The organism is Faecalibacterium sp. HTF-F, from assembly GCF_023347535.1.
In the GTDB taxonomy this organism is placed as follows: domain Bacteria; phylum Bacillota; class Clostridia; order Oscillospirales; family Ruminococcaceae; genus Faecalibacterium; species Faecalibacterium wellingii.
This window is the reverse complement of record NZ_CP094473.1, coordinates 1,633,149-1,658,145: the sequence shown is the minus strand read 5'-3', so window position 1 is coordinate 1,658,145 and position 24,997 is coordinate 1,633,149. Positions and strand designations below refer to the sequence as shown.

The window sequence follows — 24,997 nt, the reverse complement described above, 5'->3', positions numbered from 1 at the left end:
TCCCATCCTTTATAAAATCCTCACCGGATGCGGCACCCTCCGCATTCTGACAAAAAAGAAAAGCGCCCCGCAAGGGCAGACTTTACCCTTGCGGAACGCCTTTGTTCCGGTACTTATTATTATAGCGGCTCGTGAAGAATCTTCAAGTGACAGCTGCACCAAATATAACAACAGCTTTCCACTGCTTCTTGTGCGAAACGTTGCCATCGGAGGTCAATTGTGCGCGTAGCGGAAACAATGCGCGCTCAGTGCCGGCCCAGAATGGCTTGCAGGTCCTTTTCCGGCGTTGTTACGGCTTTTAAGTCGTACTTCTGCTGCAAGGCGGCCACCACGCCCGGCGAGAGGAAAGCGGGCAGGGTGGGCCCCAGCCGGATGCCCCGGATGCCCAGCGCCAGCAGTGCAATAAGGATGCACACGGCCTTTTGCTCAAACCAGCACAGCACCAGCGAGAGGGGCAGGTCGTTGACGCCGCAGCCAAAGGCGTCGGCCAGTGCCAATGCGATGCGGATGGCGCTGTAGGCGTCGTTGCACTGGCCCACGTCCAGGATGCGGGGCAGGCCGGTGCCCGGCACGGTGCCAAGGGGCAGGTCGTTCAGGCGGAACTTGCCGCAGGCCAGGGTCAGCAGGATGGTGTCGGGCGGGGTAAGGCGGGCAAACTCGGTGTAGTAGCGGCGGCTGGGCCGGGTGCCGTCGCAGCCGCCCACCAGAAAGAAGTGCCGGATCTTGCCGTCCCGCACCGCCTGCACGATCTCGTCCGCGTGCTGCAGCACGGCGGTGCGGGCAAAACCGGTGGTCACCGTGGAGCCGCCGTTCAGGCCGGGCAGCAGGGTGTCCTGCGCGTAGCCGCCCAGCTCCAGCGCCTTTTCGATCACCGGGGAAAAGTCGCGCCCTTCGTCGATGTGGGGCACGCCGGGGTAAGCCACCACCGAGGTGGTGAACACCCGGTCGGCGTAGCTGGCGCGCAGGGGCATGATGCAGTTGGTGGTGAACAGGATGGGCGCGGGGATGTCCTCGAACTCCCGCTGCTGGTTCTGCCATGCGGTGCCAAAGTTGCCCTTGAGGTGGGGGTAGCGGCGCTTCAGCTCCGGGTAGCCGTGGGCGGGCAGCATCTCCGAGTGGGTGTAGACGTTGACGCCCCGGCCTGCGGTCTGTTCCAGCAGCTGCTGTGCGTCGTAGAGGTCGTGGCCGGAAATCACGATGAACGGCCCTTTTTCAATGGTCAGCGGCACCTCTGCGGGCACCGGGTCGCCAAACGCGCCGGTGTTGGCCGCGTCCAGCAGCTCCATGCAGCGGTAGCTGGCTTCTCCTGTGGCCTGCACCAGCTGCCACAGGGCGTCGGTGGTCTGGCCGGGGTCGCCCACGGCCTGCAGGGCGGTACAGAAGAACCGGTCCAGCTCCGGGTCGATGCGGCCCAGCACCCGGGCGTGGTAGTTGTAGGCGGCCATGCCCCGCAGGCTGAACAGCACAAAGCATTTCAGGCTGCGCCGGTCGGCGTCCGGTTCCCGCCAGAGGGCCTGCATGTCGTAGTCCGGGCCGGTGCCGGGGCTGGCGTCGTGCACCCGGCGGGTCAGCGCGTCCACGGCGGCGGGGTCAAAGTTCACGTTGGTAATGGTGGTGAACAGCCCCTGCATCAGCAGCCGGGCCTGTTCCGGGGCCGGGCCGCGCCCCGCCGCGATGAGCTGCCCGGCAAACGCGATGAGCGCCCCGGTGAGCCGGTCCTGTGCGGCGGCTGTCTCGGCCGACTTGCCGCACACCCCCGCTGCGCCGGTGCAGGCGGTGCAGCCCGCCGCCTGCTCACACTGAAAACAAAACATCTGCTCGTCCATACAAAACTCCCTTTCTGCCATAAGATACTGCCAGTGTGGGCAGAGCGGGGCGGGGTTATACCAAAAAAGAGCCGCACCCCTGCGGGCGCGGCTCTTAGACGACGCGGTATGACTTAGTAGGTGATGCCCTGTGCCATCATGGCGGTGGCAACCTTCAGGAAGCCGGCGCAGTTTGCACCGACCATCAGGTTGCCCTCGGAACCGGCAGCCACAGATGCATCGTAGGAAGCATGGAAGATGCCCTCCATGATGCCCTTCAGCTTGGCATCCACTTCCTCAAAGCTCCAGCTCAGACGCTCGGAGTTCTGGCTCATCTCCAGACCGGAGGTAGCCACGCCGCCTGCGTTGGAAGCCTTTGCAGGTCCGTACAGGATGCCGTTGGACAGGTAGACCTCGATGGCCTCCGGGGTGCTGGGCATGTTGGCGCCCTCGCACACTACGGTGCAGCCGCCCTTCACCAGAGCCTCAGCGGACTCCTTGTTGATCTCGTTCTGGGTTGCGCAGGGCAGGGCAATGTCGCAGGGGACAGTCCAGACCTTGCTGCAATCTGCAACATAGGTTACACCCTCGTGGGTCTCGGCGTACTCCTTGATACGGCCGCGGCGGACTTCCTTCAGATCCTTGACGTAGGCCAGATCAATGCCGTTGGGATCGTAGACATAGCCGTTGGAGTCGGACATGGTCACGACCTTGGCACCCAGCTGGGTAGCCTTCTCGCAGGCGTAGATCGCCACGTTGCCGGAACCGGAGATGACCACGGTCTTGCCCTGGAAGCTGTCGTTGCGCATGCACTTCAGAGCCTCAGCAGTGAAGTAGCACAGGCCGTAGCCGGTAGCCTCGGTGCGGGCCAGAGAGCCGCCGAAGGTCAGGCCCTTGCCGGTGAGCATGCCGCCCTGGAAGCTGTTGGTCAGGCGCTTGTACTGGCCGAACATATAGCCGACCTCACGGCCGCCAACACCGATATCACCGGCGGGGCAGTCCACGAACTGGCCGATGTGGCGGTACAGCTCGGTCATGAAGCTCTGGCAGAAGCGCATCACTTCCATGTCGCTCTTGCCGTGGGGGTCGAAGTCAGAGCCGCCCTTGCCGCCGCCCATGGGCAGGGTGGTCAGGCTGTTCTTGAAGGTCTGCTCAAAGCCGAGGAACTTCAGGATGCCCTGATTGACAGAGGGATGGAAGCGCAGGCCGCCCTTGTAGGGGCCGATGGCGCTGTTGAACTGCACACGGTAGCCGCGGTTCACCTGAACCTTGCCCTGATCGTCAACCCAGGGCACACGGAAGGTGATGATGCGCTCCGGCTCGACCAGACGCTCGATCAGAGCGGCCTTCTCGTACTCAGGGTGCTTCTCAACAACGGGCTGGATGCTCTCCAGAACCTCGCGCACAGCCTGCAGGAACTCAGGCTCGTTGGCATTGCGCTTTTCCAGACCTTCGTAAACGCGCTTCAGGTATTCATTTGTCAGCATAGTAGAATACTCCTTTTCCCAATTACTCTATAAAATTTGAAAAAGACGAGACTGCCCGGCCCGCCGCACAGCGGACGCACTGCTAAAACGCTTTGGGACGATCCCGGATTTCCGTTCTTACACACCGGCCTGCTTATGGCTGCAGACCGCTTTATTATTATAAAGCTTTCCTGTGGGTTTGACAATAGCGAAAAAGCAGAAAATGTTTCAAAAAAACAGATGAAAAGTTGAAACCGCTTCACAAAACGAAAAATAAAAGAAAAAAACCGCACGATGCCTTGTTTTTTAAAGCGGAAAAGAATGCCTTTTGCACAGATGCCGCTTCCGACAGCAAAAAGGCTGCCGCACAGCAGTTTGTGCAGCAGCCAGAGGGTCAGATCATTTCAGCAGCTTTTCGCAGGCATCGGCGGCACCTTCCAGATACTCGCCGCCGTAGGTTTCGATCATGCCGGCATCGGACAACTGAGCCAACTGGGGATCGATGGGGCACTTTGCCAGCACGGGCAGGTGATGCTTTGCGGCCACCTCGTCCACATGGCTGTTGCCGAACACATTGATGTGCTTGCCGCAGTCGGGGCAGACGATGTAGCTCATGTTCTCCACGATGCCCAGCATGGGCACCTTCATCATTTCAGCCATGTTCACGGCCTTGGCCACGATCATGCTCACCAGCTCCTGCGGGCTTGCCACCACCACGATGCCGTCCACCGGCAGGCTCTGGAACACGGTCAGGGGCACATCACCGGTTCCCGGAGGCATGTCCACGAACAGGAAGTCCACGTCCTTCCAGACCACATCGGTCCAGAACTGCTTGACGGCGCCGGCAATGACCGGGCCGCGCCACACAACGGGGTCTTCCTCATTTTCCACCAGCAGGTTGATGCTCATGACATCGATGCCCATGCGGCTCTGGATGGGCCAGCAGCCCTTGTCGTCGGCCATGGCGCGGCCATGGATGCCGAACAGCTTCGGGATGGAAGGGCCGGTGATGTCGGCATCCAGAATGCCGCAGTGGTAGCCGCGGCGTGCCATGGCACAGGCCAGCAGGGCGCTGGTCATGCTTTTGCCAACGCCGCCTTTGCCGGACACAACGCCGATGACCTTTTTGACGCTGCTGTTGGGGTTGGGTGCGTCATGCTTGGGCGCTGCATCGCGGGAAGAACATGCTGCTCCGCAGCTGGAGCAGTCATGGGTGCATTCTTCGCTCATTCTCTTTTTGCGCACGGCGGGCGCGGGGCGTTTGCCGTGTGCTTCCTCCTTGATCAGAATACGGCTGCAAAGGCCGCCCCTTTACTATACCATAAAAGTGCGCGGGAAACAACCCGCCGCGCCGCTCGTCTTTTTCAGAGCGCAGATGCATAGGCTGAAAAGAGAGACTGTGACCGTCAGGAGGGGGTGTGCCATGCGGCAGAGCTATTTAAAAAACGCGGCGCTGCTTACCGGCTCAGACGTGGTGCTGCGGCTGGCCGGTATGGGGCTGCGCATCTGGCTGGCAAACGAGCTGGGCGGCGAGGGGATGGGCCTGTATCAACTGGTGCTGGCGGTGTATTCGCTGTTCATCACGCTGGCAACGGCGGGCGTCTCGGTGGCAGCTACCCGGCTCATGGCCGAAGAACTCAGCGGCCCGGACTCTGCCCGCGGTGCGGCCCGGGGAATGCTGCGGCGTCTGCTGGCGGCGGGGCTCCTGCTGGGGCTGTTTGCCGCTTTGCTGCAGCTGGCAACAGCAGATCTTGCAGCCCGGTGGTGGCTGGGCGATGTCCGCGCTGCCGGAGCTTTGCGCGTTTCAGCGCTGGGAATGCCATGGATGGCAGTGTCTGCGGTCCTGCGGGGCTTTTTCATCGCCCGGCGGCATGTGGCCCCCAATGTGTTCAGCCAGCTTACTGAACAGACGGTGCGCATTGCGCTGGTAGCTCTGGCACTCACCCGTACCGAAGGGGCTGCCGTGGGCGTGCGCTGTATGCTGGTGCTGGGGGCAACAGCCGTCAGCGAAGCGGTGTCAGCGCTGTGTATGCTGACTTTTTACCGGCGGGATGCCCGCAGCGCTTTTGTGGGGCAGAGAGCCGTCCGCCCGGCAGACCCGGCCCGCCGTCTGTGGGAGATCCTGTGGCCGGTGGAGGGTGGGCGGGTGCTGGCAAGCACCCTGCACACCGCAGAGAACATGCTGGTGCCCGCCTGCCTTGCGGTATATCTGGCGAACGCAGGCGGGCGCAGCGCAGCACTGAAGCAGTACGGGGTGCTCAAGGGCATGGCTCTGCCGCTGCTCACCTTTCCCTTTGGGCTGCTGGGGAGCCTTTCGGTGCTGCTGATGCCGGAGATCACGCAGGCCCATATTCTGGGCCAAACCAAACGTCTCAATGCGCTTTTGGACCGGATGCTGCGGCTCACCGGTTATTTTTCTGCATTGGCGGGGACGCTGTTCTGGGTGTGGGGACGCCCGCTGGCACAGCTTTTATACCGCAGCGCCGAAGCCGGGTTTTATCTGGAAACGCTGGCCCCCGCCATGCCGCTGATGTATCTGGAAAGCATGGTGGACGGAGCCATGAAAGGGGTGGGGGAGCAGAAGGCCGCGTTCCGCTACAGCGTGTGGGACTCCGTCCTGCGCATTGGCGGGGTGGTGGTGCTGTTGCCGCGCTTTGGCATGAAAGGATTTCTGGCAGTGATCCTGCTTTCCAGCCTGTACACCTGCATTGCCAACACCGGGCGGCTGTTGTTTTCCAGCGGCACGCGGCACGCTTTCCGCCGCTGGCTGGGTGCGCCTGCTCTGGCGGCGCTGCTGGCTGCAGGGGCGGGTGCTTTTTTGAAAGAGCTGCTTGCGGACGGCCTGAGGTCGGAACTGCCCATGCAGCTGGCGGCTCTGGGGGCGGGCGGCTGCATGACGGCGGCAGTATTCCTGCTGGCGGCATGGCCGCTGGGGCTGGGGGAGGAAGTGAAAGCCCTCCGGACAAAAAGCAGGCAGCCTGCTGCGGGGCGCACCCGCGCCGGATGAGGGGGATTTAGGGTAAAATACTGCTGTCCTGCGCCCTCATCAGCCGCCTGAGGCGGCAGCTTCCCGCAAGGGGACGCCTTTCCTGCAAATTTTCTGGACATTCCCTGCGCTTCTGAGTATAATATAAAGATAGGGCTGTCCGGTGCGCCGGGCAGGACGGAACGCCGGAAGCTCCTTCCGGAAAAAACAGCGGCGTTTTACGCCGTGTGCAAAAAGAGGACTTTTTTGTGAAAGATAAAAAGAACACGCCGCAGGTGCTTGCGCGCCGGGCGCTGCTTGTGCTGCTGGATGCAGCCATTGTTGCATTCAGCTTTTATTTTGCGCTTCTGCTGCGGGCAGACGGAGCAGTGGAAGCTGCCTGGTGGCCGCATAACCGTGAGCTTCTGTACGAAAATCTGCCATGGATCGTGGCGGTGTACATTGCCAGCTTTCTGTTCAGCGGGCTGTACTCCGTACTGTGGAAGTACGCCGGTGAACGCGACCTGATGCGTCTGGCGGCAACGGTGGCTGTGCCTACCGTTATCGTCTACGGTGTCAACCGTCTGTGCATCCACGGTGTGCTGTTCAACTCTGCCAACTGCATGGCAGCGGTTCTCATCTTCCTGCTGGTGGGCGGCAGCCGTCTGGCATGGCGGCTGTTCCTGAACCACCCGCTGGGCGAAAAGCTGCGCGGCTCTGCCAGCAGAGACCCCAACCGGCCCGTGATGATCGTGGGTGCAGGAGAGGCCGGTGCATGGGCCATCAACGTGTGCAAGTCCAATAAGGAATACGGGCATGCTGTGGTGGCGGTTGATGACGACCCCGCAAAGCTGAACCAGACCATCCACGGGGTGCCGGTGAAGGGCACGCTGGAGGATATCCCGGAGCTGTGCAATCGCTACGGCATCCACAGCATCATCATTGCCATCCCTACCCTGAAAGGCAGCAAACTGAACCATGTCATCGACCTGTGTGTCAGCACCCATTGTGCGGTGCAGCTGCTCAGCGACCCGCAGCTGGTGGGCAGCGGCGCACCCCAGCAGGGAGCCTTCCGCGAGCTGAACCCGGCGGATTTCCTTTCCCGCGATGAGGTGACGCTGGATACGGACCAGATCTCCGGCTACCTTACCGGCAAGACCGTTCTGGTCACGGGCGGCGGCGGCTCCATCGGCAGCGAACTGTGCCGTCAGGTGATGCGCTTCAAGCCCGGCAAGCTGCTTATTTTTGATATCTACGAGAACTGCGCCTATGAGCTTTTGATGGAGCTGCAGCAGAAGTACGGCCGGGATATCCCGGTAACGGTGCTGGTGGGCTCCATCCGGGACAAAAAACGGCTGGACGAGGTGTTTGAGACCTATCACCCCACGGTGGTGTTCCACGCGGCGGCTCACAAGCATGTGCCGCTCATGGAGGTGAGCCCTGCCGAGGCCGTGAAGAACAATGTTCTGGGAACCAAGAACCTTCTGGTGAGCGCCAGCGAGCACGACGTGGAGCGGTTTGTGCAGCTTTCCACCGATAAGGCTGTGAACCCCACCAGTGTGATGGGATGTACCAAGCGCATCTGCGAAATGCTCATCCAGACCTTTGCGGGCAACACGGATATGAAGTGTGTGGCTGTGCGTTTTGGCAATGTGCTGGGCAGCCACGGCAGCGTCATTCCGCTGTTTGAGGCCCAGATCAAAAAAGGTGGGCCTGTCACCCTGACAGACCCCAACATTGAGCGCTACTTTATGACCATTCCGGAAGCGGCCCAGCTGGTGCTGCAGGCTGGTGCGCTGGCCGAAAGCGGCAATATCTATGTGCTGGATATGGGCGAGCCGGTCAAGATCATGGATCTTGCAAAGCAGCTCATCCGCTTTTACGGCTATGAGCCGGGCGTGAATATGGAGATCAAGATCGTGGGTCTGCGCCCGGGCGAAAAGCTCTACGAAGAATTGATGATGGACGAGGAGCAGGACAAGATGCGCCGCACCCAGCATAACAAGATCTTTGTGGCCTCGCCCCGCAGCATCGACCTTGCCGAGTTCTACGAGCAGCTGCAGGAGCTTGCCAAAGCCGCCCAGCACAACGATGAGGGTGTGGTGCAGCAGCTGGCAAAGATGATCCCCACCTTCACCCCCACCCGCCAGAATCTGAAGCTGTGAACTCCCCCAGTCTGCTGCGCAGACAGCCCCCTCAAAGAGGGAGGTGGCATCGCGTCAGCGATGACGGAAGGAGCTTCTACCAACGTCACTGCGGCAATCGGCCGCGTGTATATAAAATGAGAGGGATGTTACTATGGAAAAGAAACCGTTTCTGACCGAGGCGATGGCACAGGAGATCATTCAGGATGTGCCCACGCCGTTCCATGTCTACGACGAGAAGGGCATCCGTGAAAATGCCCGCCGCATCAACAAGGCATTCAGCTGGAACAAAGGCTTCAAGGAGTATTTTGCCGTCAAGGCTCTGCCGAACCCTGTCATCCTGCAGATCCTCAAGGAGGAGGGCTGCGGCGTGGACTGCTCGTCCCTGACCGAACTGATGCTCAGCGAGGTGTGCGGCTTCTCCGGCAGCGATATCATGTTCTCCTCCAACCAAACTCCCGTGGAAGATATGAAGAAGGCCTACGAGCTGGGCGCCTATATCAATCTGGACGATGCCACCATGGTGGAATTTCTGGAGCGTGTCGCCGGCGTGCCGGAGAACATCTTCTGCCGCTATAACCCGGGCGGCACCTTCAGTCTGGGCGAGAGCGAAGAGGGCTTTCAGGTCATGGACAAGCCCGGCGATGCCAAGTATGGTATGACCGAGGAGCAGATGGTCGAAAGCTACAAGAAGCTGGCTGCAAAGGGTGCCAAGAACTTCGGCATCCACGCCTTCCTCGCCTCCAACACCATTTCCGATGAATACTATCCGGAGCTGGCAGGCATCCTGTTCCAGCTGGCAGTCCGGGTGCAGAAGGCCACCGGCGTGCACATCGGCTACATCAACCTGTCCGGCGGTGTGGGCATCCCGTACCGTCCGGAGCAGACCGAAAATGACATCATGGCCATCGGTGAGGGCGTGCGCAGAAAGTTTGAGGAGATTCTGGTGCCCGCCGGCATGGGTGATGTGGCCATCTTTACCGAGATGGGCCGCTTTACCACCGGCCCCTACGGTGCTCTGGTGGCAACGGCCATCCACGAAAAGCATATCTATAAGGAGTACATTGGTCTGGACGCCTGCGCTGCCAACCTGATGCGTCCCGCCATGTATGGCGCATACCATCACATCACTGTGCTGGGCAAGGAAAACGAGCCCTGCGACCACATGTATGATGTGGTGGGCGGCCTGTGCGAGAACAACGACAAGTTTGCCATCGACCGTATGCTGCCCAAGATCGACATTGGCGATATCGTCTATATCCATGATACCGGTGCACATGGCTCTGCCATGGGCTACAACTACAACGGCAAGCTGCGCAGCGCAGAGGTGCTGCTGTGCGAGGACGGCACCCACCGTCTGATCCGCCGTGCCGAGACGCCGCGTGATTATTTTGCAACGCTGGACTTCCTGCCCCTGATGAAGCCGCTGTTTGAAGATTAAGAGGTATCATAAATGTTTTTTGGCTTTCAGCTCACCCTTGGCCTGATGATGGTATTCTACGGCTATTCGGTCATGAAAAATCCCCGTGTCTGGGGCGATCAGGGCCGCCGCGCCGTCAAAGCGGAACACTTTGAGGAATACTGCCGCCAGAACGGCCTGTTCTTTTTGAAGGCAGGCTGCGTGGTTGCGGTGATCGGTGCACTGGATGCACTCATCACGCTGGATGCCCTGCTGTACGCTCTGCTGTACCTCTTCGGTCTGGCCTTCGCGTTCTATCCGCTGGTCAAATGGTGCCGTGAGAACGAGGGCTTCAGCTGGCCATGGCCCCATGTCCAGAGCGAGAAAAAGCGCATCAAAGAGCTGCGCCGTGAACAGGAATCGCAGGAAAAGGCGGAGCAGGACTCCGACAAAAAGTAAAGAACAAAGAGAAAAACGGCTGCTGTACGGTAAAGTACAGCAGCCGTTTTTTACAATTCATCAATGCTTTTTTGAAGCTTTTGATAAAACTGCCCCAGGTGATACCCATCGATGAACCGGTGGCTCACCTCAAGGCTCATGCCCAGCGTTTCGCGGCCGTTTTCCGGGACATACTTGCCCCATGTGATGCGGGGGATGGCGTCGTCTTTGTCAAAATCCCGCTCGTTGGTGCAGCTGGTCAGATCAAACCACGGCGTGGTGGAAATGTAGATCAGCGCGTCCGTCTCGCAGTCCTGATCCAGAAAGCTCTGCTGTGCTGCGCTCTTAGCTTTTGCGGCGCAGCAGAACTCGTCCAGCGTGCCGGTCTTGGGCAGTGTGACGATGTGGAACTGCTCACTGCCGGGCTTCAGGTCGGTCAGGCTGGGGATGCGCTTATCCAGAAGCCAGACCTCACCGTCCCGGATGGTATAGCGGAAATTCACCACGCTGTTCACGGCATCGGTCACGAGATAGCCGAGGGCATAATAAAAGGAAATGCCGCGGGCTTTGGTGTAGGCATGGAGATTCGTCACGTCCACCCGGAAGGTGACGCTGTAAAATGGCTGTGACACTCCGGAAAAGAACCGGAACAGCTCTGCCCGCGGCCACGTGTTCATGTCGATTTTATGCATGGCTGTTTTCTCCATCTGCCTTGTTTTTATCCAGTGCATCAAACTGCTTCACGATCTGCGGGTCCTTCAGCTTGATGACCTTGCCGGAGAGGTAATGCAGGCTGTTCTCTTCAGGAATGTCCAGAAAGCTGACGCGCACGGCGCACAGGGCCTGCGTTTTGGTGCCGGTGCGCTCGTTCATTTTGCGGTTGCCGTACTTGATGTCGCCCAGTACCGGGCGGCCAAGGTAGGCAAGGTGGGCGCGGATCTGGTGGGTGCGGCCGGTGATAAGGCCGATCCGGCACAGCGCAAAAGGCCCGGCGGTACGCAGTACGTCTACATCCGTAATGATCTGCTTGCGGCGCTCGTCCTGCGACTGGTGTGCGTGGATGCTCACCTTATTGTTCTTTTCGTCGTGCTCCCACCATGCGGTGAACCGTCCCGACTGCGGGATGCCCACCGTGATGGTGTAGTATTCCTTCTTGAGCAGATCGGTGCGGATGATCTCATTCATGTCCCGCAGGGCGGTATAGCTCTTGGCTGCGATCACAAGGCCCTCGGTGCCGCGGTCCAGCCGGTTGCAGATGCCGGGCTTGAAGCGGTTCTCGCCGTGGGGGTCGTATTCGCCTTTTTCGGCCAGATACTGGGTAAAAGCGTCCACAAGGTTTGCGTCGCCGGTGCGGTCACTATGGCACAGCAGGTGGGTGGGCTTGTACAGAACAGCAATGTTTTCGTCCTCGTAGATGACAGTCACCTTGGGCTGATTGGGCTGCTTTTTGGGGGCAGCCTTCTGCACCGGCTTTGCACCCTCCGGCGGGAAAAACTCGTCGTTGATGTACAATTCGATCAGATCCCCTGTCTGGATGCGGTACTCCGGCGCGGCCTTTTTTCCATTCACCTTCACACGCTTGTTGCGGAAGCTCTTGTACAGCAGGCTGGTGGGAAAATCGCGGGTCACGCTCTGCACAAAGCGGGAAAGACGAACGCCGTCGTCGTTGGCGGTTGCGGTATACTGTTTCATAAATGGTTCCTCAAATCTCAAAAGATACCTTTATAGTAATACAGCCACGGCTGCAAGTCAACGCGGAAACGTCCCGGATCAAAACTATTTTTCCCCAAAGCCTTGAGTTCCCGATGCAAAATGGGTACTATTATAGGGAATGAACAAGAAGGAGAGTACCGGCAATGGCAGAACACAAACGGCATCAGGGGCATCGCCAGCGGATGCGCGAACGGGTGCAGAACTACGGGCTGGACAGTCTGGCCGAGCACGAAGCACTGGAATATGTGCTGTATCTCACCAATGCGCAGAAGGACACCAACGGCATCGCACATGACCTCATCGATCGTTTTGGTGATTTTGCGGCGGTACTGGAGGCCAGTGAGGAGGAGCTGTGCACCGTGGAGGGTGTAGGCCCTGCCACCGCCCGGATGCTGCATCTGCTGCCGCAGATCTGCCGTTATTACAGCCGCAGCCGAACCAGCACCACCCGCTGCATCAAGACTACCGAGCAGATGGGCAGCTACCTCATGGCAAAGTTTGCATGGTCAGACTACGAGCGCGCCATGCTGGTGAGTCTGGACAGCCGCAAACGGGTGCGGGCGGCGGTCTGGCTGCGGGAAGGTACCTCTGACCGGGTGAGTCTGGAGATCAAGAGCGTGGTGGCTGCGGCTATCAAGGGCGGCACCGACACGGTAGTGCTCTGCCACAATCACCCCAACGGTGCGGCAATGCCCTCCATGGAGGACATAGAAGCCACCGGCAGCATCGCTCAGGCACTGGGTCTTGTAAACATCTATTTGCTGGACCACTTCATCCTGACCGATACGGAATATTTCTCCATGCGGGATGCCAACCGCCTGCCAATCTATGATTTCAGGACCGGTACATTGTTCTGGCCGTGAACTTTATCGGAAACGGGAAGCGGCTTTCATTATGTGCCGGCCGAATTAACAGCTGTCAGGATGGCTTTTACAAAGAACTGTTTACATTATAAAACTGCTGTGCTATAATTGAAATGTAAAATACAACTGATTGTGGTTCTTTGCGCAAGGGCCGGAGAGGAGAGGGAAGATGGCAGACGAAAAATTTGAACTGGTATCCTCTTACCAGCCCACCGGCGACCAGCCGCAGGCTATTGAAACACTGGTGGAGGGCGTGGAGCGCGGCGACCGCTGCCAGACCCTGCTGGGCGTTACTGGCAGCGGCAAGACCTTTACCATGGCAAATGTGATTGCAAAATGCAACCGCCCCACGCTGGTGCTGGCCCACAATAAAACACTGGCGGCGCAGTTGTGCACCGAGTTCCGCTCCTTTTTTCCCAACAATGCGGTGGAGTATTTCGTCAGCTACTACGATTACTACCAGCCGGAAGCCTATATCCCCAGCACCGACACCTATATTGAAAAGGACAGCGCCATCAATGACGAGATCGACCGTCTGCGCCACTCGGCCACGGCGGCACTTTCAGAGCGGCGGGACGTGATCATCGTAGCTTCGGTGTCCTGCATCTACTCGCTGGGCGACCCTATCGACTACCGCAGCATGGTCATCAGCCTGCGCCCCGGCATGCAGATGGAGCGCGATGCGCTGTGCCAGAAGCTGGTCACTCTGCAATATGAACGCAATGATGTGAATTTTGTGCGCAATAAGTTCCGCGTCCACGGCGATATCGTGGACATCTACCTTGCCTATATGAGCGAGCTTGCCATCCGGGTGGAGTTTTTCGGGGACGAGATCGACCGCATCACCGAGTTCAATCCGCTTACCGGTGCCAAGCAGAATGTGGTCAAGCATGTGGCCATTTTCCCGGCCAGCCACTATATCGTCAGCGCCGAGAAGAAGGCCGCCGCGCTGGAAAAGATTCGTGCCGAGTGTGACGCGCAGGTGAAGCAGTTCACCGGAGAGGGCAAGCTCATCGAAGCCCAGCGCATTGCTCAGCGCACCAATTACGACATTGAAATGCTCAACGAGGTGGGCATGTGCAAGGGCATTGAGAACTATTCGGCAGTGCTCTCCGGCCGAAAACCGGGCAGTATGCCCACCACCCTGCTGGATTATTTCCCGGACGATTTTCTGCTGTTTGTGGATGAGAGCCATGTGACCCTGCCGCAGGTGCGCGCCATGTACGGCGGAGACTACGCCCGCAAAAAAACACTGGTGGAGTATGGCTTCCGACTGCCGTCGGCTTTTGATAACCGACCGCTCAAGTTTGAGGAAGTGGAATCCAAGCTTAACCAGATGATCTTTGTTTCGGCTACGCCCGGCGACTACGAGCGGCAGAACAGCACGCAGGTGGCGCAGCAGGTCATCCGGCCCACCGGCCTTCTGGATCCGCTGATCTCGGTGCGCCCGGTGGAAGGGCAGGTGGTGGATCTGCTGGGCGAGATCAACACCCGCATCCAGCGGCATGAGCGTGTTCTTGTGACCACCCTGACTAAGAAAATGGCCGAGGACCTGACCGATTACCTCACCGAGCAGGGGATCAAGGTCAAGTATATGCACCACGAAGTGGATACCTTCGAGCGTATGGAGATCATCAAGGATCTGCGGCTGGGCAGCATCGATGTTGTGGTGGGCATCAACCTGCTGCGCGAGGGTCTGGACCTGCCCGAGGTGAGCCTTGTGGCCATTCTGGACGCGGATAAAGAGGGCTTCCTGCGCAGTGAGACCAGCCTGATCCAGACCATTGGCCGCGCAGCCCGCAACGCCGAGGGCCTTGTGATCATGTATGCGGATGTCGTCACCGACAGCATGGACCGCGCTATCACCGAAACCGAACGCCGCCGCGCCATCCAGATGGCCTATAATCAGGAACACGGCATCGTGCCCAAAACCATCGTCAAGGCCATTGCAGACAGCATTGAGATCAGCGATAAAGCGGAGAACGCTAAGCTGAACACCCGCCGCATGGGCAGGATGGAGCGGGAAGCCGCCATCGAGCGCCTGACCCGCGAGATGAAGGAGGCGGCGAAGCTGCTGGAATTTGAACATGCAGCCTTCCTGCGTGATCAGATCGACCGCCTGCGCCGCGGCGAGAACCCGACAGTAGACTCTGCCGCTGAGACAGAGCGCAAACAGAACCATTCACAGACACAACGAAAAGGGAGAAAATACCTTGGCAAACGATAAGATCGTCATCAGAGGTGCCCGCGAGCACAACCTGAAAAATGTAAGTCTGACCCTTCCGCGGGAAAAGCTGATCGTCATGACCGGACTTTCCGGTTCGGGCAAGTCGAGCCTTGCTTTTGACACCATCTACGCCGATGGTCAGCGCCGCTATGTGGAAAGCCTTTCCAGCTACGCACGCATGTTTCTGGGCCGCATGGATAAGCCCGATGTGGACGAGATCACCGGCCTCTCGCCGGCAATTTCCATCGACCAGAAAACCACCAGCCACAACCCCCGCTCTACCGTGGGCACTGTGACCGAAATCTACGATTACCTGCGTCTTTTGTACGCCCGCGTGGGCGTGCCCCACTGCCCGGTGTGCGGGCGGGTGATCAGCCAGCAGACTGTGGACGAAATGGTAGATGCGGTGCTCAAACTGGAAGAAGGCACCAAATTTCAAGTGCTGGCACCGGTGGTGCGGCAGCGAAAGGGCACCCAGCAGAAAGAGCTGGATGCCGCCCGCCGCGGTGGTTATGCCCGCGTGAAAATTGACGGAAACATGTATGATCTGGACGAAGAAATCAAGCTGGAAAAAAACATCAAGCACACAGTGGAGATCGTGGTGGACCGTCTTGCCCTGCGCAAGGGCATCCGGGGCCGTCTGGCCGATTCTCTGGAGACTGCGCTGGCCCTCACCGGCGGCATCGCCGAGGTGGATGTGATCGGCGGCGAGTGCATGACCTTCAGTCAGAACTTTGCCTGCCCGGAGCACGGTATTTCCATCAGCGACCTGTCGCCGCGGCTCTTCTCCTTCAATAACCCGCTGGGAGCCTGCGAAAAATGCACCGGCCTTGGCACCTTTATGCGGGTGGACGAGGAGCGCATCCTGCCCAACCGGAATCTTTCCATCCGGGAGGGAGCCATCAAGGCCAGCGGCTGGTACTATGCTGAAGGGTCTGTGTCCGAAATGTATTATCTGGGCCTTGGGAAAAAGTACGGCTTCACGCTGGATACGCCCATCAAAGAGATGAGCACCGAGGCTGTCAATGCTTTGCTGTACGGCACCAATGGCGAAAAAATTGAGATGCACCGCACCAACGAGTTCGGCAGCGGAGTGTATTATAATACCTTCGAGGGCATCGTGGAGAACCTGGAGCGCCGCTTCCGCGAGACCAACAGCGAGTGGATGAAGGAGGAGATCGGCAGTTTCATGTCCGGCGTGGAGTGTCCGGACTGTCACGGCAAGCGTCTGAAACCGGTAGTTCTGGCCGTGACCATTGGGGATAAGAATATCAGTGATTTCTGCGAAATGTCCATCCGGGATGAGCTGGCCTTCATCAAAGAAAATGAGCCGCACCTGACCGAAAAACAGAAGCAGATCGGCGGGCAGATCATGAAGGAAATCCGGAACCGCCTGCAGTTTTTGCAGAGCGTGGGTCTGGATTACCTCACGCTGGCCCGTTCCGCAGGCACCCTTTCCGGCGGCGAGAGCCAGCGCATCCGTCTGACCACCCAGATCGGCAGTGCACTTTCCGGTGTGCTCTACGTGCTGGACGAGCCCAGCATCGGTCTGCATCAGCGTGATAATGATAAGCTGATTGCCACCCTGAAAAATCTGCGGGACCTCGGCAATACGGTGATCGTGGTAGAGCACGATGAGGACACCATGCGCAGCGCGGATTATATCGTGGATGTAGGCCCGGGGGCCGGTGTTCATGGCGGCGAGATCGTGGCTGCGGGCTCTGTCAAAGATATCTGTAAGGCAAAGCGCAGCATCACCGGCGATTACCTCTCCGGCCGCAAGCGCATTGCCGTGCCGCAGACCCGCCGCACCGGCAACGGCAATTTCCTCACCGTGAAGGGCGCACGGGAAAACAACCTGCGCAACATCGACGTAAAATTCCCGCTGGGCGAGTTTATCTGCGTCACCGGTATTTCCGGCTCCGGTAAGTCCAGCCTGATCAACGAGATCCTGTATAAGACCCTTGCCTGCGAGCTGAACGGTGCCCGTTCCCGCGCGGGCAAGTGTGATGGGGTAGAAGGGCTGGAATTTGTGGATAAGGTCATCGGCATCGACCAGCAGCCGATCGGCCGTACGCCCCGCTCCAATCCTGCCACTTATACCGGTGTGTTCAATGATATCCGCACGGTGTTCTCCCAGACGCAGGATGCCAAAATGCGCGGCTACGGCCCGGGGCGTTTCAGCTTCAACGTCAAGGGCGGCCGTTGTGAAGCCTGCGAGGGCAACGGCATCCTACAGATCGAAATGCACTTTCTTCCGGATGTGTATGTGCCCTGCGAAGTGTGCAAGGGTGCACGCTACAACCGTGAAACGCTGGAAGTGAAGTATAAGGAAAAGACCATCTCCGATGTGCTGAACATGACGGTGGAGGAAGCGGTGGTCTTCTTTGCCAATCAGCCCAAGATCGCCCGCAAGCTGCAGACCCTGCTGGACGTGGGTCTTGGTTATGTAACACTGGGCCAGAGCGCCACCACCCTTTCCGGCGGCGAAGCCCAGCGCGTGAAGCTGGCAAACGAGCTGGCCCGCCGCAGCACCGGCAAGACCGTGTATATTCTGGACGAGCCTACTACCGGCCTGCACATCGCAGACGTGCACCGCCTGATCGAGGTGCTGCAAAAGCTGGTGGATGCGGGCAACACGGTCATTGTCATTGAGCACAATCTGGATCTGATCAAGTGTGCCGATCATATTATCGATCTTGGCCCTGAGGGTGGCAGTGCAGGCGGTGAAATCGTGGCCGAGGGCACGCCGGAACAGGTGGCAGAGGTGCCGGGCAGCTTTACCGGCCAGTATCTGAAACCACTTTTGGAAAAAGACAAGATCCTGCAAGAAAAAGAGCATAATAAATAAAGCGCGTACTTTCGCAAAAATCAGACTTTTTGCGAAAAAAGTAAAGAAAATTGCAAAAATCTGTTGACAAAACTGCTGTATCTGAGTATAATATTTCATGTCGCCACGCTTCGGTAGGGAAGCGGCGGTCGATATCCGGGTGTAGCGCAGTTTTGGTAGCGCGCTTGAATGGGGTTCAAGAGGCCGTGAGTTCGATTCTCGCCACTCGGACCATAAATCCAACGATTTCACGTTAGAAATCGTTGGTTTTTTTTGTTTATAGGCTGGTCTCATTTGGTTTTGACCACAATTTTGACCACAATGCCAAAGATTTTATCTGGTCTAATTAGTGCCGTTCCGTCCAATTTTCAGGCCGAAAATGCCTCGCTGAACAACTGGATCGCACCCTGCCGAATGGATTCCTGAACATGGAGATAATGCTCAGTCATTTCGGTATCGGCATGGCCTACGATGCTCTGGATGGTCTGAATATCCACGCCCAACGCCTGCATGAACAATCTTCTCCTTCCGCAAGACAAAATGCCTTGTTATCTTTTTTACCTATTCATTCAGGCATGCGCCGTTGGTTTTGATGACATTCTGATACCAGTAAAAGGAATCCTTTTTGTAGCGTTCCAGCGTACCGGTGCCGTCATCGTTGCGGTCTACATAGATAAAGCCATACCGTTTTTTCAACTGTGCCGTAGACGCGCTTACGAGGTCAATACAGCCCCAGCTGGTGTAGCCCATGATGTCCACACCGTCCCGGAGGGCGTTGCCCACCTCAATGAGGTGGCGGCGCATATAGTCGATGCGGTAATCATCGTGGACGGTATAGCTGCCCTTGCCGTCCGGCACCAGCTTATCCATGGCACCCAGACCGTTTTCTACAATGAACAGCGGCTTCTGGTAGCAGACAAAGTGTTTGCCGGTACGTTCCGGGTAGTTGGATTTGATCATAAAAATTTCCCTTTTCTGGCGGTATTTTATAGACCGGAAAGCCCATCCGTGCAAGATTACCGGATGAGTTTTCCATAAAATTTACTCTTTCACAATGCGGCTCCCGCCAAACACATGCGACATTTCCATGTGCGCCAGTGCTTCGTCAATCAGAGCCACTTCTGCGGCAGACAGCACAATATCCGCTGCACCGGCGTTTTCCTGTAAACGGTTAAGTTTCCGGGTGCCGGGGATTGGTATGATATAAGGCTTTTTGCACAGCATCCACGCCAGTGAGATCTGGGCAGGTGTTGCATTTTTCTCGGCGGCAAGACGGTGTAACAGTTCCAGCAGGGCGCGGTTCTGGTCAATGCTGTCTGGCTGGAACTGCGGCATGACGCTGCGGTAGTCCGTGCCTGCTTCAAACTTGGAAGTCTTATCGTATTTGCCGGAGAGAAAACCGTTTGCAAGCGGCGAGAATTTACCCTTTCATCTGGTTCGTTTTCCGCAAAAAACTCTCCGCACCCAGCTGCAAACTGCTTGAAATTTACTTCTGATCGTCCACGGGAGGAAACATGGTGGCGAATGCCGCCAGCTTATCCTCCGTGACCTCATAATACCGTTTATCCTTGTTCAGCGTGGTGATCTCCTGCATTTCTGCATCGGTCAGCGCAAAATCGAACACATCGAAGTTGTCGTGGATGTGGGCCGGGTTTTTGGAGCCGGGAATGACCACATTGCCTGCCTGAATGTGCCAGCGCAGAATAATTTGCACGTTGCTCTTGCCGTACTTTGCTGCAAGGCGGGTGAACAACGGCTCTTCCAGCAGGCCCTTGTCAGCGTGACCCAGCGGATACCATGCCTGAATCACCATGCCATTCTCGGCGAGGAAGGCTTTCAGTTTTTTCTGCTGGGCGTAGGGGTGAACTTCGGTCTGGAGGATGGTGGGCTTGACTTCGCAGATGCTCAGAATTTCTTTGATCTGCTCCTCGTTGAAGTTGGACAGACCGATGGCACGGACTTTGCCCTCCTTGTAAGCCTTTTCCATCAGGCGATAACCGGCAACGTAATCACCGGCAGGCTGGTGAATGAGCAGCAGGTCGATGTAGTCGGTGTCCAGACGTGCCAGCGTCTTGTCCACAGCGTCGGCATCGGTGTAGAAGGTCGGCCACAGCTTGGTTTCGAGGAAAATTTCCTCCCGCAGCAGACCGGACTTCTTCATGGCGCGGCCCACGGCTTTTTCGTTGCAGTAGGCGTTGGCGGTGTCAATGAGCCGTGCGCCGTCTTTCAGCGCACTCAGCACGGCAGTTTCAGCTTCGTCCGGGGTCAGCAGGAAGGTGCCGATGCCCTCTGCCGGCATCTTGACGCCATTGTTCAGAGTAATGAATTCCATAATAAATAGCTCCTTTTGTATTTTTCGTTCCTTGATTACTTGCACTCGTTGAAGATGTCCAGCAGTTCTTCGCGGCTCAGCTTCTTGCAGCAGCCGCCGGTCAGCACGGTGGAATCGGCCACAGCCTTGAGGTCGGTGTCGGCAGGGATGCCCAGTTCTGCAAAGGTGGTGGGCATCCCGATCTCCTTGATGAAGGCCGCCAGAGCCTCCACGCCAGCCTGTGCCAGTTTCAGCTCGGATTTGCCCGCCGGGTCGATGCCCCAGACGTTCTGTGCAAAGCGGGCGAACCGTGCGGTGTTGGCCGGGAGCAGGTGACGGTACAGTACCGGGTGAATGACCGCCAGACCAGCACCGTGGTTGCAGTTGGTGTAGGCACCCAGCTGATGCTCGATCATGTGACACTGGAAGTCGGTGACCTTGCCGATTTTCAGGATGCCGTTTTCGGCCATAGCCGAAGCCCATGCCAGCTCGCTGCGGGCCTCGTAGTTGTCCTTGTCGGTCAACAGGACGCGGATGTTGCGGATGACGCTGCGCATGACGGCTTCGTTGATGTCATCGGAGAGGTTGTTCTCGTCCGGCTTGCCGAAGTAAGTTTCCATCGCGTGGCTCAGGGTGTCGAACGCACTGGAAATGACCTGCTTCATGGGAACGGACAACGTGTAGGTGGGGTCGAGGAAAGCAAAGTCGGCCTGTGCACCCCACAGGGCCCCCTTAATCTTCTTTTCCTCATGGGTGATGACCGTGCCGTTGTTCATCTCGGAGCCGGTACCGAACACCGTGACGATGGTGCCCAGCGGGATGAACTCAGTGGGACGAGTATGCTTGGTGTTTTCCAGCTCCCACAAATCTTCGTCCGCCTTGGCCTGTGCGGACACCACCTTGCAGCAGTCGGACACGGAACCGCCGCCCACGGCAAGGATCAAATCCACATGGTTCTCACGGGCCAGCTTTGCACCCTCCTGCACCTTGGCGTAGGTGGGATTGGGCATGATGCCGGGAAACTCCACGATGCGCTTACCCTCGGCGTTCAGAATACCGACGATTTCATTATAGACACCATTGTGCTTGATAGAACCGCCGCCGTAGGCCAGCATCACGGTATCGCCGTAGTGCTCCAGCAGACAGCCCAGATATTCCTTCACGCCACCCTTGCCGAAATAAACCTTGGTCTTGTTTTCAAACAGAAAATTGTTCATAGCCGTTACACTCCTTTATATAAAACTGGAAAATCAGACGTTTTTGCCCATCTCGTAGGCTTCCTTCATGGCCGGGGAGGACATCACCTCGCCGGGCCGATATACGCCGGTGCCGTAGATGACCCCCTTTTCCTTGGCACCATTCAGGCAGGCGGTAAAGCCCCGGAAACACTCCAAGGTACAGGCCATGGCAGCACGGTTATCGTCCGCGCAGGTCATGATGAAATAGAACTCCTTGTTCGGAATGTTCGTCCACCGGGCAAGGCTGCGGTCGATGATGATCTTCATCTGTGCATCAATGGAGTAGAAGTACACTGGGCTTGCCATCACGATAATATCCGCCGCCTGCATTGCGTCCAGAATTTCGCTCATGTCATCGTTCAGGGCACACTTGCCGCCGTGGTCGCGGCAGTAATAGCAGGCATTGCAGGGCACAATCTTCTTGCTGCGCACGAAGATCTTTTGCACTTCGTTGCCGCTCTCCTGCGCACCACGCATAAACTCACTGCACAGCAGGTCGGAGTTGCCGTCCTTGCGGGGACTGCCGGACAAAATCAAGACTTTCTTCATCGGTCGTTCCTCCTTTGAGGTACTCTCTTTTTCTGGTTCCAGTATAGCGCAAGTCTGCATTTCCCGGAATCTCCACTTTGTTCACTTGTTTGAACTCAAAGGTTCAAACAACCCGCTTGACCCTTTGATTGTAACACTTAGAGTCAGCTTTAGGTCCAGTGCATCTTTTGTAAAAAGAAAAAGCCACTGCATGATTTCTCATGCAGCAGCTTCTCGTTGCAGTGGCGTATCAGCTATACAATTCCTTGCTGGCTATTTTAGCCGCATCCAGAAAACGCTGAACGGCAGGCGTTGGATTCGGGGAGTGCAGGATACCATAGGGGATGCCGTAATCCCAATCTACTGGAATCACTTTCAGCAATGGGTGGACATTGGCCCAGCCCGGAATTGCCAGCAGCACATCGTTGGTGTTTTCGCAGCGGTTGAAGATGTCCATCTTCCAATAAGGTTGATCTGCTTGATGATGGCCGTTGGCGTGATGTAGCTTTCCTCTGCCGCCTTGTTGAAGCTGCCTGCATCCGCCACACGGATGAAGGTTTCCAGCTGATGATTGTACATGAAAACACCTGCCCTTCGGAGATTTCTATAAGAATAGGATAACATCCGATTGTGTTAAAATCAAGAAGTGTTCTAGCGAGATTGAACGGTGCGTCAAGATAATTTGAAAAAAATTATTGCGGCAAAGCGGTGATAGTAGGACTTATAGGAGGCTGCTTGAGCTGTTTTTTCTATTTACAGCTACAATGATAGCCATTGGGGGATTGCGATTGGTCAGGGCTGAAAAGGGCTTTCATAATTTGCTGCAGCGCATCATGTCCTCGACGCTCCCAGCGTCCTCAAAGGACGATTTGATGGGTGTGTAGGGATAAGCTGTAAAAAGAAGCATGGACGCCCCCGAAAAGGAGAGCGTCCATGCTTCTTGCTGTATCCGAATGGAGGAGATTGCGAAATCAGTGATTGTCCGGGCAGACGATTTCCAGCATCTGATCGAAAACCTCTTCCATCTGCCGCACCAGTGTGAACTGGGTGCGGGCGCGGTCGAGGTTGTGATCCGGGCGGGCAATGCGGAAATAGTGGTCGCCCTCCAGATAGTCAGTCAGAAAACGGATGCCGCATTCCAGCGTCATGAGCCTTGCACCCCATGCAAGGCTCTTTTTTTCTGCCATGCTCATGGATGCCCCGGCAGTGGAGAGATACCCTTTGGCGAACACTTCGTACAGATGCAGGTCAAAATGGACTTTGCTCTGGTCAGGTTCGTCCTCAGCGCAGTCGTTGGCACCGGTGCGGATGGAATCGCCGAAGTCGTAGGCCGAAAGTCCCGGCATCACGGTGTCGAGGTCAATGACACAGATGCCTTTTCCGGTAGCGGCATCGATGAGGACATTGTTGATCTTGGTGTCATTGTGGGTGACACGCAGAGGAATTTCGCCAGCTGCCAGCTGATCCAGCAGGACATGACAGTCCTGCTCCCTCGCATGGATAAATTCGATTTCCGACGTGATATTTTTTGCTCGGCCCAGTGCATCGGCGGCGAGGGCTTTTTCAAAATTGGCATAGCGGTTGGGCGTGTCGTGGAAGCGGGCGATGGTTTCGTGGAGGGTGGAGGCCGGGTAATCCTCCAGCTGGTTCTGGAATTTGCCCAGTGTCTCGGCCACGGTGCGGAAGTCGGTTTCGCTGCCGACCTGCTGCAAACAGATGGTATCTTCTACAAAGTCGTAGGCACGCCATGCGCCGCCGTCTGCATCCAGATAGCAAGTCGACCCCGACAAAGTTGGGATGACATTCAGCGTTTCCCGTGCTGGGTCGCCGCCCTCGGCAAGAATTTTCGCCCGCAGATGCCGGGTCACGCCGCAGATATTCTCCATCAGGCCCACCGGGTTAGTAAAGGTATCTGTGTTGATGCGCTGCAAAATAAAGCGTTTGGAATGATCTTCCCGCCAGACCACAAAGGTGTCGTTGATATGCCCCTCACCATAGTGGTGAGCATCGCAGAGCACAGGCCCGCCAAAATCAAAGGCATTTGCGGCAGACTGGAGCAGAGAAAGGGTAACGGATTTCATCATAAATTCCTCGTTTTCGTTATACTTCATGCCGTTTTGACGGGGCAGGGCGTTGTCCCTGCCGCACCTGACGGCGGTATTCATTGGGGGTCAAGCCTTCCGCCTTGCGGAAGCATTGGGAAAAATAGCTGGGAGAGGAAAAGCCCATCAACTCGCTGATCTGCGCCAGACTGTAACCGGTGTTGCCCAGCATATATTTGCTTTCCTCAATGCGGCGGCGGTTCAGATAGGTGATCGGAGAGATGCCATACTCTTTTTGGAAGGTATGGGCCAGATAGTATTTGTTGATGTGGGCGATTTCAGCAAGGATATCCAGCGAGATATCTTCGCGGTAGTTGCTGTCCAGATACCGCTTGATCTCCACACACTCCCGGCTGTCGGAGCGGGGCGTTTCCTCTACCTGCAAAGAAAGCGTGGTACACCGCACCAGCCAGATGAGCAGCACTTCCAGCAGATCCTGGCAGACCGTTTCGCAGCCGTCCAGACTGCGGTCTGCTTCGGCCAGCAGCATATGGAGCAGCGTCACCATCCGCTCCCGATTTTCCCGGCAGTTGAATATGGCGTAGGAAGAATCTGATTTTCCAAATAAGATCTCGATGCCAGCAACGCCCAATACAATGTATTCCAGCGGTGAAGCATTCAGGCTCAACTCGGTATGCTCTACCTGCGGATTGACGATAATCATATCATCCGGTTTGACCGGATAAAGCTGACCGCTTAAATAAAACTGACCTTCTCCGCTCAGACAGTAGAACAGCTCTGTGCAGGAATGGGTGTGGGCAGTGCTGTTCCAATCGCCGCCAAATTTGCTTTTGCTGATGTACAGCAGCCGGAAGGATTCCCGTGGAGCGGGAGCATGGCGGATATCAAATCGCTCGGTACTCATAAATGGCTCCTTTTGAGGCGAAGAACAAAAAACATAAAAATAAAAGCAAGATACTAAAAATACGAGTCTAAAAACGATGCGTTGCTTCGTACGTTTTTTCTTA

Annotated in this window: 20 protein-coding genes, 1 tRNA gene and 2 pseudogenes; 8 read left to right on the top strand and 15 right to left on the bottom strand. The window is 57.2% G+C overall.

What is annotated here, in order from left to right; genetic code table 11:
- Positions 1–245 precede the first annotated feature (245 nt).
- From hcp to MTP37_RS07955, 3 genes are all read right to left on the bottom strand, one after another.
- On the bottom strand, positions 246–1,826 hold the full coding sequence (gene hcp / locus MTP37_RS07965) for a hydroxylamine reductase (RefSeq protein WP_249236792.1): 1,581 nt from the start codon (positions 1,824–1,826) through the stop codon (positions 246–248).
- Between the two features lie 113 nt (positions 1,827–1,939).
- Positions 1,940–3,292 carry an NADP-specific glutamate dehydrogenase gene (gdhA, locus tag MTP37_RS07960; protein ID WP_249236791.1) on the bottom strand — a complete coding sequence of 451 codons (1,353 nt, stop codon included), beginning with the start codon at positions 3,290–3,292 and terminating at the stop codon, positions 1,940–1,942.
- A gap of 378 nt (positions 3,293–3,670) precedes the next feature.
- Entirely contained in the window at positions 3,671–4,501 is an 831-nt protein-coding gene (locus MTP37_RS07955; RefSeq protein ID WP_249236790.1) for an Mrp/NBP35 family ATP-binding protein, read from the bottom strand.
- A gap of 193 nt (positions 4,502–4,694) precedes the next feature.
- On the opposite strand from MTP37_RS07955, the gene MTP37_RS07950 reads away from it, so the two are divergent.
- The 4 genes from MTP37_RS07950 (at position 4,695) to MTP37_RS07935 (ending at position 10,238) form a co-directional block, all read left to right on the top strand.
- The gene (locus tag MTP37_RS07950) at positions 4,695–6,278 is read left to right on the top strand and encodes an oligosaccharide flippase family protein (protein WP_249236789.1); all 1,584 of its coding nucleotides are present in this window, start codon (positions 4,695–4,697) and stop codon (positions 6,276–6,278) included.
- Positions 6,279–6,505: 227 nt separating this feature from the next.
- A complete protein-coding gene (locus tag MTP37_RS07945; RefSeq protein WP_249236788.1) occupies positions 6,506–8,401 on the top strand; it encodes a nucleoside-diphosphate sugar epimerase/dehydratase in 1,896 nt (631 codons plus the stop codon).
- 133 nt (positions 8,402–8,534) lie between these two features.
- Positions 8,535–9,821: a diaminopimelate decarboxylase family protein gene (locus MTP37_RS07940; RefSeq protein WP_249236787.1), complete on the top strand. Its 1,287-nt coding sequence runs from the start codon at positions 8,535–8,537 to the stop codon at positions 9,819–9,821.
- A 12-nt stretch (positions 9,822–9,833) separates the two neighbouring features.
- Complete coding sequence (locus MTP37_RS07935; RefSeq protein ID WP_097775441.1) at positions 9,834–10,238, top strand: hypothetical protein; 405 nt, start codon at positions 9,834–9,836, stop codon at positions 10,236–10,238.
- Between the two features lie 50 nt (positions 10,239–10,288).
- Here MTP37_RS07935 and MTP37_RS07930 read toward each other — a convergent pair whose 3' ends face one another.
- Together MTP37_RS07930 and MTP37_RS07925 are read right to left on the bottom strand one after the other, a co-directional pair.
- Positions 10,289–10,909, bottom strand: coding sequence for a CatA-like O-acetyltransferase (locus tag MTP37_RS07930; RefSeq protein ID WP_249236786.1), 621 nt, complete (start codon positions 10,907–10,909; stop codon positions 10,289–10,291).
- Complete coding sequence (locus tag MTP37_RS07925; RefSeq protein WP_249236785.1) at positions 10,902–11,909, bottom strand: RluA family pseudouridine synthase; 1,008 nt, start codon at positions 11,907–11,909, stop codon at positions 10,902–10,904. The genes MTP37_RS07930 and MTP37_RS07925 overlap by 8 nt, the downstream gene beginning before the upstream one ends.
- A 164-nt stretch (positions 11,910–12,073) precedes the next feature.
- Between MTP37_RS07925 and MTP37_RS07920 the strand changes: the two genes are divergently transcribed.
- The 4 genes from MTP37_RS07920 to MTP37_RS07905 all read left to right on the top strand — a co-directional run bounded on the left by MTP37_RS07920 (position 12,074) and on the right by MTP37_RS07905 (position 18,084).
- A complete protein-coding gene (locus MTP37_RS07920) occupies positions 12,074–12,793 on the top strand; it encodes a JAB domain-containing protein (protein ID WP_249236784.1) in 720 nt (239 codons plus the stop codon).
- 169 nt (positions 12,794–12,962) lie between these two features.
- Positions 12,963–15,020, top strand: coding sequence for an excinuclease ABC subunit UvrB (uvrB, locus tag MTP37_RS07915; RefSeq protein ID WP_249236783.1), 2,058 nt, complete (start codon positions 12,963–12,965; stop codon positions 15,018–15,020).
- On the top strand, positions 15,007–17,871 hold the full coding sequence (gene uvrA, locus MTP37_RS07910) for an excinuclease ABC subunit UvrA (protein ID WP_249236782.1): 2,865 nt from the start codon (positions 15,007–15,009) through the stop codon (positions 17,869–17,871). Before uvrB ends, uvrA begins: the two co-directional genes overlap by 14 nt.
- 135 nt (positions 17,872–18,006) lie before the next feature.
- Positions 18,007–18,084: transfer RNA gene (locus MTP37_RS07905), tRNA-Pro, on the top strand.
- A 134-nt stretch (positions 18,085–18,218) separates the two neighbouring features.
- Here the strand turns inward: MTP37_RS07905 and MTP37_RS07900 are convergent.
- The 10 genes and pseudogenes from MTP37_RS07900 to MTP37_RS07855 all read right to left on the bottom strand — a co-directional run bounded on the left by MTP37_RS07900 (position 18,219) and on the right by MTP37_RS07855 (position 24,894).
- Positions 18,219–18,362, bottom strand: a complete 144-nt coding sequence (locus MTP37_RS07900; RefSeq protein WP_249236781.1) for a tyrosine-type recombinase/integrase — start codon at positions 18,360–18,362, stop codon at positions 18,219–18,221.
- A 49-nt stretch (positions 18,363–18,411) separates the two neighbouring features.
- Positions 18,412–18,762 (bottom strand): annotated as a pseudogene (locus tag MTP37_RS07895) (family 1 glycosylhydrolase); the annotation flags it as partial.
- A gap of 129 nt (positions 18,763–18,891) precedes the next feature.
- Positions 18,892–19,257, bottom strand: a pseudogene (locus MTP37_RS07890) (aldo/keto reductase); the annotation flags it as partial.
- Between the two features lie 79 nt (positions 19,258–19,336).
- The gene (locus tag MTP37_RS07885) at positions 19,337–20,182 is read right to left on the bottom strand and encodes an aldo/keto reductase (RefSeq protein ID WP_249236780.1); all 846 of its coding nucleotides are present in this window, start codon (positions 20,180–20,182) and stop codon (positions 19,337–19,339) included.
- A gap of 35 nt (positions 20,183–20,217) precedes the next feature.
- Positions 20,218–21,378 carry an iron-containing alcohol dehydrogenase gene (locus MTP37_RS07880; RefSeq protein WP_249236779.1) on the bottom strand — a complete coding sequence of 387 codons (1,161 nt, stop codon included), beginning with the start codon at positions 21,376–21,378 and terminating at the stop codon, positions 20,218–20,220.
- A 33-nt stretch (positions 21,379–21,411) separates the two neighbouring features.
- Positions 21,412–21,948 (bottom strand): flavodoxin family protein, encoded by a 537-nt coding sequence (locus MTP37_RS07875; protein WP_249236778.1) that lies wholly within the window; start codon positions 21,946–21,948, stop codon positions 21,412–21,414.
- A gap of 229 nt (positions 21,949–22,177) precedes the next feature.
- Positions 22,178–22,384, bottom strand: a complete 207-nt coding sequence (locus MTP37_RS07870) for a hypothetical protein (protein WP_249238735.1) — start codon at positions 22,382–22,384, stop codon at positions 22,178–22,180.
- A complete protein-coding gene (locus MTP37_RS07865; protein ID WP_249236777.1) occupies positions 22,303–22,506 on the bottom strand; it encodes a helix-turn-helix domain-containing protein in 204 nt (67 codons plus the stop codon). Before MTP37_RS07865 ends, MTP37_RS07870 begins: the two co-directional genes overlap by 82 nt.
- A 392-nt stretch (positions 22,507–22,898) precedes the next feature.
- Complete coding sequence (locus MTP37_RS07860) at positions 22,899–24,008, bottom strand: phosphotransferase enzyme family protein (RefSeq protein ID WP_249238712.1); 1,110 nt, start codon at positions 24,006–24,008, stop codon at positions 22,899–22,901.
- Positions 24,009–24,027: 19 nt separating this feature from the next.
- Positions 24,028–24,894 carry a helix-turn-helix domain-containing protein gene (locus MTP37_RS07855; RefSeq protein ID WP_176923278.1) on the bottom strand — a complete coding sequence of 289 codons (867 nt, stop codon included), beginning with the start codon at positions 24,892–24,894 and terminating at the stop codon, positions 24,028–24,030.
- Positions 24,895–24,997: the final 103 nt, after the last annotated feature.

What these genes read in the sequence shown, in the direction of transcription:
- hcp (WP_249236792.1), bottom strand. Translation starts at nt 1,826, where the DNA reads ATGGACGAGCAGATGTTTTGTTTTCAGTGTGAGCAGGCGGCGGGCTGC.
- gdhA (WP_249236791.1), bottom strand. Translation starts at nt 3,292, where the DNA reads ATGCTGACAAATGAATACCTGAAGCGCGTTTACGAAGGTCTGGAAAAG.
- MTP37_RS07955 (WP_249236790.1), bottom strand. Translation starts at nt 4,501, where the DNA reads ATGAGCGAAGAATGCACCCATGACTGCTCCAGCTGCGGAGCAGCATGT.
- MTP37_RS07950 (WP_249236789.1), top strand. Translation starts at nt 4,695, where the DNA reads ATGCGGCAGAGCTATTTAAAAAACGCGGCGCTGCTTACCGGCTCAGAC.
- MTP37_RS07940 (WP_249236787.1), top strand. Translation starts at nt 8,535, where the DNA reads ATGGAAAAGAAACCGTTTCTGACCGAGGCGATGGCACAGGAGATCATT.
- MTP37_RS07935 (WP_097775441.1), top strand. Translation starts at nt 9,834, where the DNA reads ATGTTTTTTGGCTTTCAGCTCACCCTTGGCCTGATGATGGTATTCTAC.
- MTP37_RS07930 (WP_249236786.1), bottom strand. Translation starts at nt 10,909, where the DNA reads ATGCATAAAATCGACATGAACACGTGGCCGCGGGCAGAGCTGTTCCGG.
- MTP37_RS07925 (WP_249236785.1), bottom strand. Translation starts at nt 11,909, where the DNA reads ATGAAACAGTATACCGCAACCGCCAACGACGACGGCGTTCGTCTTTCC.
- MTP37_RS07920 (WP_249236784.1), top strand. Translation starts at nt 12,074, where the DNA reads ATGGCAGAACACAAACGGCATCAGGGGCATCGCCAGCGGATGCGCGAA.
- uvrB (WP_249236783.1), top strand. Translation starts at nt 12,963, where the DNA reads ATGGCAGACGAAAAATTTGAACTGGTATCCTCTTACCAGCCCACCGGC.
- MTP37_RS07900 (WP_249236781.1), bottom strand. Translation starts at nt 18,362, where the DNA reads ATGCAGGCGTTGGGCGTGGATATTCAGACCATCCAGAGCATCGTAGGC.
- MTP37_RS07885 (WP_249236780.1), bottom strand. Translation starts at nt 20,182, where the DNA reads ATGGAATTCATTACTCTGAACAATGGCGTCAAGATGCCGGCAGAGGGC.
- MTP37_RS07880 (WP_249236779.1), bottom strand. Translation starts at nt 21,378, where the DNA reads ATGAACAATTTTCTGTTTGAAAACAAGACCAAGGTTTATTTCGGCAAG.
- MTP37_RS07875 (WP_249236778.1), bottom strand. Translation starts at nt 21,948, where the DNA reads ATGAAGAAAGTCTTGATTTTGTCCGGCAGTCCCCGCAAGGACGGCAAC.
- MTP37_RS07870 (WP_249238735.1), bottom strand. Translation starts at nt 22,384, where the DNA reads ATGGACATCTTCAACCGCTGCGAAAACACCAACGATGTGCTGCTGGCA.
- MTP37_RS07865 (WP_249236777.1), bottom strand. Translation starts at nt 22,506, where the DNA reads ATGTACAATCATCAGCTGGAAACCTTCATCCGTGTGGCGGATGCAGGC.
- MTP37_RS07860 (WP_249238712.1), bottom strand. Translation starts at nt 24,008, where the DNA reads ATGAAATCCGTTACCCTTTCTCTGCTCCAGTCTGCCGCAAATGCCTTT.
- MTP37_RS07855 (WP_176923278.1), bottom strand. Translation starts at nt 24,894, where the DNA reads ATGAGTACCGAGCGATTTGATATCCGCCATGCTCCCGCTCCACGGGAA.